The following is a 12,129-nucleotide window of genomic DNA, read 5'->3' as shown; positions in this document are numbered from 1 at the left end:
GCTGGGTCCGGGCACCGGCTCGCTCAGCAGCGGCATCCGGCAGCGGCTGCCCGCCGAAGCGCGGCACATCGGCATCGAGGTCGTCGCCAGCATGGTCGAACACCTGCGGGTGCACGCGCCGTGGATGGAGCTGGTGCACGGCGACGCGGGCGAACTCGTCGAACTGCTGGCGCAGCGGGGCATCGAGCAGGTGGACGCGGTGATCACCAGCATTCCGTGGTCGCTGCTGGAAGACACCGAGCAGGACCGGATCCTGCGCCAAGCCGCCGAGGCGCTGGCGCCGCACGGCGCGTTCACCGCGCTCACCTACGTGCCGGCCGAGCACAACTCGGGGGGTCGGCGCTTCCGCACTCGCCTGGCCGACACCTTCGACGAGGTCCTCACGCACACCACCTGGCGCAACTTCCCCCCGATCCTGCACTACATCTGCCGCCGGCCGCTGCGCTGAGCGGGCTCCCGCCGTACGCCTGCGGACCGCGCACCGGCCGCACCCGTACGGCCCACTACCGTGCGGGCAGGACAGCCCAGCCCGACCGAGCCAGGAGAAGCCGCCCGTGAGCAACCAGGCCAAGCTGCGCGAGTACCGCACGTTCGTCACGCGCGCCTTGCGGCAGCCCAGCACCGTGGGCGCCGTGCTGCCCACCTCCGAGCACGTCGCGAAGGCCGTGGCGCTGGTCGTGCCCGCCAGCGGCGCGCCGAGAGTGCTGGAGCTGGGGCCCGGTACCGGTGCGCTGAGCAACGCGCTGCACGAGCGGCTGCCCGCCGCCGCCGATCACTTCGCGGTGGAGATCGACCCGGAACTGGTGCGCTACCTGCGAAGCGCCAAACCGTGGCTGGAGGTCATCGAGGGCGACGCGCGGCACCTCACCGAGCTGCTCGCCGCCACCGGCCGCGACCAGGTGGACGCGGTGATCAGCAGCATCCCGTGGACGCTGCTTCCCGCCGAGCAGCAACGCGCCCTGCTCGGCGAGGTCGCGAAGATCCTCACCCCGCAAGGCGTGTTCACCACGGTCACGTACCTGACGACGCTGTGGCGGGCGAACACGATCGCCTTCACGCGGATCCTGGAAGAGACCTTCGAAGAAGTGCTGCCGCGCAGCGCGGTGTGGCGCAACGTCCCGCCCGCCCGGGTCTACGCCTGCCGCCGCCCGATCAACTGAGCGGCGGCCCGGCGGCCATCAGCGGGCGTCGGCGTCCTCGGCCTCGGTGAGCACCCAAGGGCCGTTCTCGGTGATCGCGACGGTGTGCTCCCAGTGCGAAGCGCGCGAACCGTCGAAGGTCACCACGGTCCACTCGTCGTCCAGCTCGCGGGTCACCGCCGAACCCAGCGTGAGCATCGGCTCCACCGCCAGCGCCATCCCGACCCGCAGCTTCGGGCCGCGGCCGGGCTTGCCGAGGTTCGGAAGGAACGGCTCCATGTGCATCTCGGTGCCGATCCCGTGCCCGCCGTACTCGGCGATGATCCCGTAGTCGACGCCGTCCACCGCCGACGAGGTCTGCGCCGCGGTCTGCACCGCGTAGGAGATGTCGGACAGGTGCTTGCCCGGCTCGGCGCGCTGCAACCCCGCCCACATCGCCTTGCGGGTCGCCTCGGACAGCGCCCGGTCCCGCGAGCTGAGCTCGCCGACGCCGATGCTGACCGCCGAGTCGCCGTGCCAGCCCTCCAGGATCGCCCCGCAGTCCACCGACAGCAGGTCGCCTTCGGCCAGCACCTCCGACTTCGACGGGATGCCGTGCACCACCTTCTCGTTCAGCGAGGTGCAGATCGACGCCGGGAACCCGTGGTAGCCCTGGAAGGACGGGACGGCGCGGGCGTCCCGGATCGTCTGCTCGGCGATCTCGTCGAGCTCGCCGGTGCTCACGCCCGGCTTCGCCGCCGCGGAAACGGCGGCCAGCGCGCGGGCCACGACCAACCCGGCCGCGCGCATCGCCTCGATCTCCCCCGCCGACTTGAGCTCGATGCCCTTGCCTCGCCGAAACACCCGCGATCCCGTCCGTTCCTGGTTGCTGGTGAGCTGTCTCAGGCCCGCTGCTTGCCCAGCGCCTGCAGCGCGCGCTCGGTGATCTCCTCGACCGAACCGACGGCGTCGACCGTGATGACCTTGTCCCGGTAGTACTCCAGCAGCGGCGCCGTCTCCGACTCGTAGACCGCGAACCTGCGCCGGATCACGTCCTCGGTGTCGTCCGAGCGGCCGCGCTCGAGCATCCGCTTGACCAGTTCCTCCTCCGGCACGTCGAACTGCAGCACCGCGGTCAGTTCCATGCCGTTCTCGCCGAGGATGTCGCCGAGCACGTCGGCCTGCGGCGTGGTGCGCGGGAACCCGTCGAGCAGGAAGCCCTGCTGCGCGTCCGGTTCGGCCAGCCGTTCGCGCACCATCTCGTTGGTGACCTCGTCGGGTACCAGCTCACCGGCGTCCATGTAGGACTTGGCCTTCTGCCCGAGCGGCGTGGAGTTGCCGATGTTCGCCCGGAACAGGTCGCCGGTGGAAATGTGCGGTACGGCGAGCTGTTCGCCCAGCACGGCCGCTTGGGTGCCCTTGCCCGCACCCGGCGGGCCGACGAGAACCAATCGCACCAAGGGTCTGCCTCCGAATCAGTCCGGTGGTCTGCCGCCACCTTCGTCGAGCGCTCCGCATTTCACGCCGAACGCGGATGCTGATCGCCGTGCCCGTTGCCCGGCGCGGGGACCGGTGCGGATCGGCTCGACGTCCCGGAAGCTCCGGGCGGCGGCCGAGCCGCGCACCGCCACGAACGAACACCCTAACGCACGGGTTCCGCGAAACGGCTTTTCTATTTCGCGATGCGGAACCGGAAGCGTCGCCCGGTGCTCGTGTCGAGCGAGTTTACCGGAGGAATCCCTCGTAATTGCGCTGCGTGAGCTGGCTCTCGATCTGCTTCACCGTGTCCAAGCCCACGTTGACCATGATCAGCACTGCGGTGCCGCCGAACGGGAAGTTCTGGTTCCCGCCCTGGCCGGTCAGCCCCAGGAAGAAGTTCGGCAGGATCGCGATGATGCCCAGGTACAGCGAACCGGGCAGCGTGATCCTGGAGAGCACGAAGCTCAGGTACTCGGCAGTGGGCCTGCCCGGGCGGATGCCCGGGATGAAGCCGCCGAACTTCTTCATCTCGTCGGCACGTTCCTCCGGGTTGAACGTGATCGAGACGTAGAAGTAGGCGAAGAAGATGATCATCGCCATGTACAGCAGGATGTGCACCCAGCTGGACGGATCGACGATGTAGGTCTGGATGAACTGGGCCCACCAGGAGTTCTGGTTGCCCGCCAGCTGCCCGAGCAGCTGCGGCAGGTACAGCAGCGAGGAACCGAAGATCACCGGGATGACACCGGCCTGGTTCACCTTCAGCGGCAGGTAGGTCGAGGTCCCGCCGTACATCCGGCGGCCGATCATGCGCTTGGCGTACTGCACCGGGATCCGGCGCTGCGCCTGCTCGATGAACACGACCGTGCCAATGATCACCACGGCGAAGGCGCACACGACGCCGAACACCAGACCGCCGTGCGTCTGCAGGATCTTGCCGCCCTCGGCGGGGATCCGCGCCGCGATCGAGGTGAAGATCAGCAGCGACATGCCGTTGCCGATGCCGCGCTCGGTGATCAGCTCACCCATCCACATCAGCAGCGCCGCACCCGCGGTCATCACGACCACGATGGAGATCAGGTTCAGCACCGAGCTGTCCGGGATGACGTCCGCGCTGCAGTTCGGGAACAGCTGGCCCCGCTCGGCGAGCGCGACGATGCCCGTGCCCTGCAGCACCGCCAGCGCGATCGCGAGGTATCGGGTGTACTGCGTCAGCTTCGCCTGGCCGGACTGGCCTTCCTTCTTCAGCTGCTCGAAGCGCGGGATGACCACCTGCAGCAGCTGCACGATGATGCTCGCGGTGATGTAGGGCATGATGCCCAGCGACAACACCGACAACTGCAGGAGCGCGCCGCCGCTGAAGAGGTTCAGCAGCGAGAAAACGCTTTGACTGCCCTGCAACTCCTGGTAGCACGTCTGGACGTTCGGGTACGAAACCCCGGGAGAGGGAATCGTGGCGCCGAGCCGGTAGAGCACGACCATGCCCAGGGTGAACAGGATCTTGCGGCGCAGGTCCGGCGTCGCCAGAGCCGAGCGGAAGGCGCCGAGCACGCGAACCTCCTGTTGCGCGAGCCGGGTGGTACCGGCCGGGACGGTGGCCGGCTTCCCAGAACCTCGTAGCGGGGGCCGGCACGGCTGGAAAATCCGCAGCACCGTGCCCGGCACGGTGCTGCCTGGGCGACCCTAGCAGGTCGCCGGACACGCTCCGTCGGTCGGCGGTGATTCGCCGCACCCGGCGTCAAGCCTGCCCGCGTTCGCGCCCTGCCGGGCACGACCAGTGGTAACTCGAGGGGCCGCCCGGCGCGGTGCCGGACGGCCCTGTCGAACCGCTTCACCGAGGGTCAGCCGCAGTTGGCCTGGCGCTCCTCGTCGGTCATCGGGCTGGTGTCCTGGGTGACCGTGCTCGTCTGCTCGTCGGCCGGGCCGGTGACCTCCATCGGCACGTACCAGATGTAGTGGTCGTAGAACTTGTCCTCGAAGTGCAGCTCGTAGGTTCCCTTGACCTTCTGCATCTGCGGACCGTGGTAGACCCGCCCGACGTCGCCGCCGTTGACGTCGATGTTCGTCGTCTGGGTCTCGGTGTGCGACTGCTTCCACTCGTGCCCGTAGGTGGTCTTGAAGCTCACCTTGAACACCTCGCCGAACGAGGTCTCCATCGACAGCCCGAGGCTGTTGCTCTCGCTGGTGGTGTCCGACCACGAAACCGTCATGCGCTGCTTGCGGTCGGTGCAGTTGAACGTCGGGCTGCCCACCTGCTCGGAGTTGTTCTGGAAGTACTCCGGTTCGCCCTCGGGGTGGAACACGCAGCTGTCGGTGCCGTTGTCGCACTTCTCCAGCAGTTCCCGCGCGGTCGGCTCATCCGCCGCGGAGGCCGGTGGCGCGATCAGCAGTCCCGCCAAGGCGGTCACGCCCGCGGCGGTGATGGTGCGGCGGATCATCAGAAGATCTTCCTTCCTGCCCACGAGCGCGTCGTGATCACGGGCACTGGCCCTGCTCCTCATCCGTCATCGGCCGGACGTGCTGGCTGACCGCCTGCGAGGAGTCCTCGGCAGGGCCGGTGACCTCCATCGGCACGTACCAGATGTAGTGGTCGTAGAACTTGTCCTCGAAATGCAGCTCGTAAGTGCCCTTGACCTTCTGCATCTGCGGGGCGCGCTCGACCCACCCGACCTCGGCGGGCCGGGTGTCGACGTTCGTGGTCTGGGATTCGGTGTGCGATTCCTCCCAGGTGTGCTCGTAGGTCTGCTCGTAGGAGACCGCGAACGCCTTGCCGAAACCGGCCTCGGTGGTCATCGACAGGCCGACGCTGTTGCTCTGCGAGGTGGTGTCGGACCACTCGACGGCCGAGCGCTGCAGACCGTCGGTGCAGTTGTAGACGGGGTCGCCGACGGTTTTGGCCTCGTCGGTGTAGTACTCCGGTTCGCCTTCGGGGTGGAACACGCAGCTGTCGGTGCCGTTGTCGCACTTCTCCAGCAGCTCACGGGTGGTCGGCTCCTCAGCAGCCGCCGCCGGACTCGCGAACGCGACCGCGGCCAGCGAGCACGCTGAGGCCAGGACCGCGCACGAGCGTCGATTGGACATGGGGGCTCCTCGATCTGGGTCCGCCGGGCGCGGCGCCCGCGACCGGCTGGGTTCGCGGGCGGCTCAGCTGAGCCCGACCGACCGGGTGCGGTCGTTCATCAGCTCGCCGACGTCGCCGGTGTTCTCCTTGAACGGACCGTCCCGATCACCGCCGAGATCCGGTTCCGGGTACAGCCAGATCCAGCAGTCGCCCCACGGCTGCACCGAGGACACCCGGTTCTGCCAGTCCTCCGGCAGGTTGATCTGGTAGTCGACCTGGTCGTTCTTCTCGCACAGCCCGTCGCCGTAGACGGTGAAGCTGGCGCCGCCGAAGTCCTTCTCGTCGAACAACGTCGCCTGGGTGATCTCGCCTGCGCGCACGCCCGATCGGGCCCGGACGTCGGCGGTGGCCTCCTGCACGCTGCCGAAGCAGCGCTGCTGCCCGGTCCTCGCATCGAAGTTGCAGTGCCGCGCGGTCTCGCCCGCGTCGCCGCCCTGCGCACCCGCCACGGCGGGTGTGCCTGCCAGCAGGGACAGCGCCACCACCGACAGCCCCGCTCGTAGTTTCCGATGCCGCATACCCGCTCCTCACGGTCGATCCGCGCCGATGTCGCCGCGCACCGGCACGGTCAACCTAAGCGGGTCGCGAAACGCCATGTACCGACCGATGGGAGCGCTCGCATGCATCGTTCGGAAGGCACGGTCAGCAATTTCCGCACCACTGTGCGGCGGAGCCGGGCTGCTCCGGACCGGTCCGAGCGCCCCGCACGGCACCGCTGACCAGCGCTCACGCGCACCACCGGCGCATCGGCGCAATACCGCTGAAAACGCGAAAAGGCCGGCCGACCCGAAGGTCGACCGGCCCTTGCGAGGCGATGCGTTCCGGAGCTCAGCGCTCCAGCTTCGTCGCCGAACCGCCCACGGCGGTGATCTTCTCCTGGGCGCTGCCGGTGAAGGCGTGCGCGGTGACATCCACCTTGACGCCCTCCAGCTCGCCGCCGCCCAGCACCTTCACCAGCTCGCCCTTGTTGGCCAGCCCAGCGGAGATCAGCTCGTCGATGCCGACGGTGCCCCCGTTCGGGAAGGCCGCGGCGATCCGGCCGATGTTGACGCCTTGGTACTCCACGCGGTTGCGGTTCTTGAAACCGCGCAGCTTCGGCAGCCGCATCTGCAGCGGCATCTGCCCGCCCTCGAAGCGCGGGGAGACGTTCTTCCGGGCCTTGGTGCCCTTGGTGCCGCGACCGGCGGTCTTGCCCTTCGAGCCCTCACCGCGACCGACCCGGATGCGGTCCCGGTTCGAGCCCGGAGCAGGCCGCAGATCGTGAATCTTGATGACCATGCTCAGTCGACCTCCTCAACCGTGACCAAGTGGTGCACGGCCTTGACCAGACCACGCGTGTTCGGGTCGTCCGGGCGCACCACGGACTGCCGGATCTTGCGCAGGCCGAGGGAGCGCATGCTCTCGCGCTGGTTGCGCCTGGTGCCGACCAGACCGCGAACCTGGGTGATCTTCAGCTGCGACATCGGATCACACCCCCTGACCGGCGCGCGCCCGCAGCACGGACGCCGGGGCCACGTCTTCCAGCGGCAGGCCGCGGCGGGCCGCGACCTCCTCCGGACGCTGCAGGGCCTTCAGCGCCGCCACCGTGGCGTGCACGATGTTGATCGGGTTGTCGCTGCCCAGCGACTTGCTCAGCACGTCGTGCACGCCTGCGCCTTCCAGCACCGCGCGCACCGGGCCACCGGCGATGACACCGGTACCGGCGCTGGCAGGCCGCAGCATGACCACGCCTGCGGCGTCCTCACCCTGCACGGGGTGGGTGATGGTGCCGCCCAGGCGCGGGACGCGGAAGAAGTTCTTCTTCGCCTCCTCGACGCCCTTGGCGATCGCCGCGGGCACCTCCTTGGCCTTGCCGTAGCCGACACCGACCATTCCGTCGGTGTCGCCGACGACCACGAGCGCGGTGAAGCTGAACCGCCGGCCGCCCTTGACGACCTTCGCGACGCGGTTGATCGTCACGACGCGCTCGAACTGCATGCTCTTGTCTTGGGCCGCCCCGCCACGGCCACCGTCGCGGCGGTCCTTGCGGTCTTTGCCGCCGGACTCCGAACCGCCGTCACGCCGAGTGCGTCCAGGCATCAGGCGTCCCTTTCGATCGTCGTCATTTCAGTCGTACGCATGTCAGAACTCCAGCCCGCCGTCGCGAGCGGCGTCCGCCAGCGCGGCCACCCGGCCGTGGTAGGCGTTGCCGCCCCGGTCGAACACGACCTTCTCGACACCGGCGTCCTTGGCCCGGGCCGCGACGAGCTCGCCGACCTTGGTCGCCTTGGCCTTCTTGTCGCCCTCGATGCCCTGCAGGCCGGCTTCCTTGGTGGAAGCCGAAGCCAGCGTGTGGCCGGCGACGTCGTCGATGACCTGCGCGACGATGTGCCGCGTGGAGCGGGTCACGGCCAGGCGCGGGCGCGCGGGCGTGCCGCTGATCTTCTTGCGCAGCCGGAAGTGGCGCTTGTCCCGGGCGTTCCGACGCACGGTCGAGATGCTCTGACCCACGGGCTTGCGCTTCGTAGCAGTAGTTGTCTCGCTCATGGTCACTTACCCGTCTTCCCGACCTTGCGGCGGATGGCTTCGCCCGCGTAGCGCACACCCTTGCCCTTGTACGGGTCCGGACGGCGCAGCTTGCGGATCCTGGCGGCGACCTCGCCCACCAACTGCTTGTCGATGCCCTTGACCGTCAGCTTCGAGGGACCGTCGATGGCGAACTCGATGCCCTGCGGCGGCTCGATCACGATGGGGTGGCTGTAGCCCAGCGCGAACTCCAGGTTCGCGCCCTTGAGCTGCACCCGGTAACCACGCCGTGGATCTCCAGGTCCTTCTGGAAGCCCTGGCTGACGCCCAGCACCATGTTGTTGACCAGGCTGCGCGACAGGCCGTGCAGCGAGCGGTTCTCCCGCTCGTCGTCCGGCCGGTTGACCAGGACCGACCCGTCGTCGTCCTGCGCGACGGTGATCGGCTCGGCGATCTGCTGCGACAGGGTGCCCTTCGGCCCCTGGACCGTCACCGCCTGCCCGTCGATGGTGACCTCGACACCGGAGGGCACGGTGACCGGAAGTTTCCCGATACGCGACATGCTCCTCCTCCCTCACCACACGTAGGCGAGGACTTCCCCGCCCACGCCCTGCTTGATGGCCTGCCGGTCGGTCACCAGACCGCCCGACGTGGAAATGATCGCGATGCCCAGCCCGCCGAGGACCTTCGGCAGGTTCGTGGACTTCGCGTAGACCCGCAGGCCGGGCTTGGAGACCCGCCGCAGGCCGGCGATGCTCTTCTCGCGGTTCGGCCCGTACTTGAGCTCGACGACGAGGTTCTTGCCCTTCTCGCCCTGCTCCTCGCGGGAACCCGAGACGTAGCCCTCGCGCTTGAGGATCTCGGCGATGTTCGCCTTGAGCTTCGAGTGCGGCATCACGATCTCGTCGTGGTATGCCGAGCTTCCATTCCGCAGACGGGTCAGCATGTCTGCGATGGGGTCGGTCATCGTCATGGTGACCTGGTCCACCTTTCTCACCTGGTTCCGACGGAGCCGGACGCACCCGCGCACGGGGGTCTGGATCCTGGCCTGGGCGAAGTCGGATCACGCCTGCCCGCGGGCAGGCCACGTCATCGGCGCGCGCGGGTCGTCGAACCCGGCAGCGCCCGCCCGCCGAAGCGGGTAAAAGCCCTGGTGATGCCCACCGAGCGTACCGATTGCCTGTCGCAGCCCGGTGGGCGGGCGGTCACCAGGAAGCCTTGCTCACGCCCGGCAGCTCGCCGGCGTGCGCCATGTCGCGGAAGCACACCCGGCAGAGGCCGAACTTGCGGAAGACCGACCGCGGACGGCCGCACCGCTGGCAGCGGGTGTAGCCCCGCACCTTGAACTTCGGCTTGCGCGCGGCCTTGTTGATCAGCGCCTTCTTGGCCATCGGCTCAGTTCTCCTTGTTTCGACGCCCAGCGATGCCCGACATCACTGCTCCTTGAACGGGAAGCCCAGCTGGCGCAGCAGCACCCGGCCTTCCTCATTGGTGGCGGCCGTGGTCACCACGGTGATGTCCATCCCGCGCGGGCGGTCGATCGAGTCCGGGTCGATCTCGTGGAACATCGACTGCTCGTTGAGCCCGAAGGTGTAGTTGCCGTGCCCGTCGAACTGCTTCGGGGACAGGCCCCGGAAGTCGCGGATCCGCGGCAGCGAGATCGTGACCAGGCGGTCGAGGAACTCCCACATCCGGTCGCCGCGCAGCGTGACGCGCGCGCCGATCGGCATCCCCTCGCGCAGCTTGAACTGCGCGATGGACTTGCGGGCCCGGCGCACCTCGGGACGCTGGCCGGTGATGGTCGTCAGGTCGCGCACGGCGCCTTCGATCAGCTTGCTGTCCCGCGCGGCGTCGCCGACACCCATGTTCACGACGACCTTGACCACGCCAGGCACCAGCATCGGGTTGGAGTACTGGAACTCCTCCTGCAGCGCCGAGCGGATCTCGTCGCGGTACCGGGTCTTGAGCCGGGGGACGATCTTCTCCGTCGTCGTCATGATCAGATGTCCTTCCCGTTGCGCCGGGAGATGCGGACCTTCTTGCCGTCCTCATCGAACCGGTAGCCCACGCGCGTGGGGGTGCCGTCGGAGTCGACCACCATCACGTTGCTGATGTGGATGGGCGCCTCCTGCGTGACGATCCCGCCGGACTGCGCACCGCGCTCGGTCCGGGAGACCTTGGTGTGCTTCTTGATCCGGTTCACGCCCTCGACCAGCACCCGCTCGCGCTGCGGATAGGACGCGATGACCTTGCCCCGGGCACCCTTGTCCTTGCCGGAGATCACGACGACCGTGTCGCCCTTCTTGATCTTCATCACAGCACCTCCGGCGCGAGCGAGATGATCTTCATGTACTTCTTGTCGCGCAGCTCGCGGCCGACGGGGCCGAAGATGCGGGTGCCGCGCGGACCGCCGTCGGTCTTGATCAGCACCGCGGCGTTCTCGTCGAAGCGGATGTAAGAGCCGTCCGGACGGCGCTTCTCCTTCTTCTGCCGGACGATGACGGCCTTGACCACATCGCCCTTCTTGATCCCGGCACCGGGCATGGCTTATTTCACGGTGGCGACGATGACGTCGCCGATGCCTGCATACCGCCGACTGGAACCACCGAGGACGCGGATCGTGAGGATCTCCTTGGCCCCAGTGTGGTCGGCGACACGCAGTCGCGACTCCTGCTGGATCACTTCTGACTCCTGACCCTAAGTGCCCGCACCCTGCGCCCGGGCACACTCTGGCACGCCAAATTCCCGACCTGACGTGCGCGGTCATCACCGCGCGCGGGCCGCCCGCCGGGGCGAGCGGCCCGCGCGACGATGCCTTACTTGGCCTTCTCCACGATTTCGACGAGCCGCCAGTGCTTCGTCGCCGACAGCGGCCGGGTCTCCATCAGGACCACCCGGTCGCCGACGCCCGCGGTGTTGGCCTCGTCGTGCACCTTGACCCGCTTGGTCTGGCGCATGACCTTGCCGTAGAGCGCGTGCTTCTTGCGGTCCTCCAGCGAGACCACGACGGTCTTGTCCATCTTGTCGGACACGACGTAGCCCTCGCGGATCTTGCGGTAGTTCCGCCGCGCCGCAGCGGTCTCCTCGGTCTGGCTGCTCATGCCGCGCCCTCCTCGGTCGCGTCAGGGGACACCGTCAGGCCGAGCTCGCGCTCGCGCATGATGGTGTAGATCCGGGCGATGTCCCTGCGGACCACGCGCAACCGGCGGTTGTTCTCCAACTGGCCGGTCGCCATCTGGAACCGGAGGTTGAACAGCTCCTCCTTCGACTCCCGGACGCGCTGGATGAGCTCCTCGTCGCCCAGTTCCCGGAGTTCGCTAGCGGTGACACCCGCTGCCATCAGAAGTCACCACCCTCGCGGGACACGATCTTGCACTTCATCGGGAGCTTGTGCGCCGCGCGAGTCAGCGCCTCGACCGCGGTCTTCCGGTTCGGGAAGTTCAGCTCGAACATCACGCGGCCCGGCTTGACGTTGGCGACCCAGTACTCCGGCGAACCCTTACCGGAACCCATCCGGGTCTCGGCGGGCTTCTTGGTCAGCGGGCGGTCCGGGAAGATGTTGATCCACACCTTGCCGCCACGCTTGACGTGCCTGGTGATGGCGATACGGGCCGACTCGATCTGGCGGTTGGTCACGTAGCCGTGCTCGAGCGCCTGGATGCCGTACTCGCCGAAGTTGATCCGGGTGCCGCCCTTGGCGAAGCCCGAGCGCTTCGGCGCGTGGGCCTTACGCCACCTCACCTTGCGTGGGACCAGCACTGCTCAGCCCTCCGTCTTCTGATCGGCCTGCGGCTCGGCCACGGCCGGAGCGTTCGCAGTGGCCGCGTCGCCCGCGGTCTGCGCCTGCTCCGGGCTCTCCGCCGAGCCGCCCTTGGCGGCGCGACCGGCCTCGGTAAGCGCTTTGCG

Annotated in this window: 19 protein-coding genes and 3 pseudogenes; 2 read left to right on the top strand and 20 right to left on the bottom strand. The window is 68.5% G+C overall.

From position 1 onward, the window contains the following. The coding region (locus IJH84_RS15245) for a methyltransferase domain-containing protein (protein WP_295145564.1) at positions 1-448 on the top strand (448 nt) is incomplete at its 5' end. A 106-nt stretch (positions 449-554) separates the two neighbouring features. Continuing rightward, on the top strand, positions 555-1,160 hold the full coding sequence (locus tag IJH84_RS15240) for a methyltransferase domain-containing protein (RefSeq protein WP_295145562.1): 606 nt from the start codon (positions 555-557) through the stop codon (positions 1,158-1,160). An 18-nt stretch (positions 1,161-1,178) separates the two neighbouring features. On the opposite strand, the gene map is transcribed toward IJH84_RS15240, so the two are convergent. The 20 genes and pseudogenes from map to IJH84_RS15140 form a co-directional block, all read right to left on the bottom strand. Then, a complete protein-coding gene (gene map, locus IJH84_RS15235) occupies positions 1,179-1,982 on the bottom strand; it encodes a type I methionyl aminopeptidase (RefSeq protein ID WP_200069052.1) in 804 nt (267 codons plus the stop codon). 38 nt (positions 1,983-2,020) lie between these two features. Beyond that, a complete protein-coding gene (locus IJH84_RS15230) occupies positions 2,021-2,578 on the bottom strand; it encodes an adenylate kinase (RefSeq protein WP_200069051.1) in 558 nt (185 codons plus the stop codon). Between the two features lie 265 nt (positions 2,579-2,843). Then, a complete protein-coding gene (gene secY / locus IJH84_RS15225; protein WP_200069050.1) occupies positions 2,844-4,148 on the bottom strand; it encodes a preprotein translocase subunit SecY in 1,305 nt (434 codons plus the stop codon). Between the two features lie 290 nt (positions 4,149-4,438). Then, a complete protein-coding gene (locus tag IJH84_RS15220; RefSeq protein ID WP_200069049.1) occupies positions 4,439-5,035 on the bottom strand; it encodes a hypothetical protein in 597 nt (198 codons plus the stop codon). A 37-nt stretch (positions 5,036-5,072) separates the two neighbouring features. Next, positions 5,073-5,678: a hypothetical protein gene (locus tag IJH84_RS15215; protein ID WP_295145558.1), complete on the bottom strand. Its 606-nt coding sequence runs from the start codon at positions 5,676-5,678 to the stop codon at positions 5,073-5,075. A 63-nt stretch (positions 5,679-5,741) separates the two neighbouring features. Further along, positions 5,742-6,236: a hypothetical protein gene (locus IJH84_RS15210; protein WP_295145556.1), complete on the bottom strand. Its 495-nt coding sequence runs from the start codon at positions 6,234-6,236 to the stop codon at positions 5,742-5,744. Positions 6,237-6,546: 310 nt separating this feature from the next. After that, positions 6,547-6,996: a 50S ribosomal protein L15 gene (rplO, locus tag IJH84_RS15205; RefSeq protein ID WP_200069046.1), complete on the bottom strand. Its 450-nt coding sequence runs from the start codon at positions 6,994-6,996 to the stop codon at positions 6,547-6,549. Positions 6,997-6,998: 2 nt separating this feature from the next. Next, the gene (gene rpmD, locus IJH84_RS15200; protein WP_200069045.1) at positions 6,999-7,181 is read right to left on the bottom strand and encodes a 50S ribosomal protein L30; all 183 of its coding nucleotides are present in this window, start codon (positions 7,179-7,181) and stop codon (positions 6,999-7,001) included. A gap of 4 nt (positions 7,182-7,185) precedes the next feature. Next, positions 7,186-7,797: a 30S ribosomal protein S5 gene (gene rpsE / locus IJH84_RS15195; RefSeq protein WP_200069044.1), complete on the bottom strand. Its 612-nt coding sequence runs from the start codon at positions 7,795-7,797 to the stop codon at positions 7,186-7,188. A gap of 42 nt (positions 7,798-7,839) precedes the next feature. Then, a complete protein-coding gene (gene rplR, locus IJH84_RS15190; protein WP_200069043.1) occupies positions 7,840-8,244 on the bottom strand; it encodes a 50S ribosomal protein L18 in 405 nt (134 codons plus the stop codon). Positions 8,245-8,246: 2 nt separating this feature from the next. Continuing rightward, positions 8,247-8,785 (bottom strand): annotated as a pseudogene (gene rplF / locus IJH84_RS15185) (50S ribosomal protein L6). Positions 8,786-8,797: 12 nt separating this feature from the next. After that, on the bottom strand, positions 8,798-9,196 hold the full coding sequence (rpsH, locus tag IJH84_RS15180) for a 30S ribosomal protein S8 (RefSeq protein ID WP_200069385.1): 399 nt from the start codon (positions 9,194-9,196) through the stop codon (positions 8,798-8,800). A gap of 232 nt (positions 9,197-9,428) precedes the next feature. After that, positions 9,429-9,614, bottom strand: a complete 186-nt coding sequence (locus IJH84_RS15175) for a type Z 30S ribosomal protein S14 (protein WP_200069041.1) — start codon at positions 9,612-9,614, stop codon at positions 9,429-9,431. Between the two features lie 42 nt (positions 9,615-9,656). Then, a complete protein-coding gene (gene rplE, locus IJH84_RS15170; RefSeq protein ID WP_200069040.1) occupies positions 9,657-10,220 on the bottom strand; it encodes a 50S ribosomal protein L5 in 564 nt (187 codons plus the stop codon). 2 nt (positions 10,221-10,222) lie between these two features. Continuing rightward, a complete protein-coding gene (gene rplX / locus IJH84_RS15165; protein ID WP_200069039.1) occupies positions 10,223-10,537 on the bottom strand; it encodes a 50S ribosomal protein L24 in 315 nt (104 codons plus the stop codon). Continuing rightward, positions 10,537-10,905, bottom strand: a pseudogene (gene rplN / locus IJH84_RS15160) (50S ribosomal protein L14). Before rplN ends, rplX begins: the two are co-directional and overlap by 1 nt. Before the next feature lie 134 nt (positions 10,906-11,039). Next, complete coding sequence (gene rpsQ, locus IJH84_RS15155) at positions 11,040-11,324, bottom strand: 30S ribosomal protein S17 (protein WP_200069037.1); 285 nt, start codon at positions 11,322-11,324, stop codon at positions 11,040-11,042. Beyond that, positions 11,321-11,563, bottom strand: a complete 243-nt coding sequence (gene rpmC / locus IJH84_RS15150) for a 50S ribosomal protein L29 (RefSeq protein WP_200069036.1) — start codon at positions 11,561-11,563, stop codon at positions 11,321-11,323. Before rpmC ends, rpsQ begins: the two co-directional genes overlap by 4 nt. Further along, on the bottom strand, positions 11,563-11,982 hold the full coding sequence (gene rplP / locus IJH84_RS15145; RefSeq protein ID WP_200069035.1) for a 50S ribosomal protein L16: 420 nt from the start codon (positions 11,980-11,982) through the stop codon (positions 11,563-11,565). Before rplP ends, rpmC begins: the two co-directional genes overlap by 1 nt. Positions 11,983-11,985: 3 nt before the next feature. Then, positions 11,986-12,129 (bottom strand): annotated as a pseudogene (locus IJH84_RS15140) (30S ribosomal protein S3); the annotation flags it as partial.

Source organism: Saccharopolyspora sp. (assembly GCF_017434145.1).
GTDB lineage: Bacteria > Actinomycetota > Actinomycetes > Mycobacteriales > Pseudonocardiaceae > Saccharopolyspora_C > Saccharopolyspora_C galaxeae.
This window is presented reverse-complemented; position numbering and strand designations above follow the sequence as displayed.

Excerpts from the sequence above, each read along its gene's own strand:
- IJH84_RS15220 (WP_200069049.1), bottom strand. The coding sequence starts at position 5,035 with ATGATCCGCCGCACCATCACCGCCGCGGGCGTGACCGCCTTGGCGGGA.
- IJH84_RS15215 (WP_295145558.1), bottom strand. The coding sequence starts at position 5,678 with ATGTCCAATCGACGCTCGTGCGCGGTCCTGGCCTCAGCGTGCTCGCTG.
- IJH84_RS15210 (WP_295145556.1), bottom strand. The coding sequence starts at position 6,236 with ATGCGGCATCGGAAACTACGAGCGGGGCTGTCGGTGGTGGCGCTGTCC.
- rplO (WP_200069046.1), bottom strand. The coding sequence starts at position 6,996 with ATGGTCATCAAGATTCACGATCTGCGGCCTGCTCCGGGCTCGAACCGG.
- rpmD (WP_200069045.1), bottom strand. The coding sequence starts at position 7,181 with ATGTCGCAGCTGAAGATCACCCAGGTTCGCGGTCTGGTCGGCACCAGG.
- rpsE (WP_200069044.1), bottom strand. The coding sequence starts at position 7,797 with ATGCCTGGACGCACTCGGCGTGACGGCGGTTCGGAGTCCGGCGGCAAA.
- rplR (WP_200069043.1), bottom strand. The coding sequence starts at position 8,244 with ATGAGCGAGACAACTACTGCTACGAAGCGCAAGCCCGTGGGTCAGAGC.
- rpsH (WP_200069385.1), bottom strand. The coding sequence starts at position 9,196 with ATGACGATGACCGACCCCATCGCAGACATGCTGACCCGTCTGCGGAAT.
- IJH84_RS15175 (WP_200069041.1), bottom strand. The coding sequence starts at position 9,614 with ATGGCCAAGAAGGCGCTGATCAACAAGGCCGCGCGCAAGCCGAAGTTC.
- rplE (WP_200069040.1), bottom strand. The coding sequence starts at position 10,220 with ATGACGACGACGGAGAAGATCGTCCCCCGGCTCAAGACCCGGTACCGC.
- rplX (WP_200069039.1), bottom strand. The coding sequence starts at position 10,537 with ATGAAGATCAAGAAGGGCGACACGGTCGTCGTGATCTCCGGCAAGGAC.
- rpsQ (WP_200069037.1), bottom strand. The coding sequence starts at position 11,324 with ATGAGCAGCCAGACCGAGGAGACCGCTGCGGCGCGGCGGAACTACCGC.
- rpmC (WP_200069036.1), bottom strand. The coding sequence starts at position 11,563 with ATGGCAGCGGGTGTCACCGCTAGCGAACTCCGGGAACTGGGCGACGAG.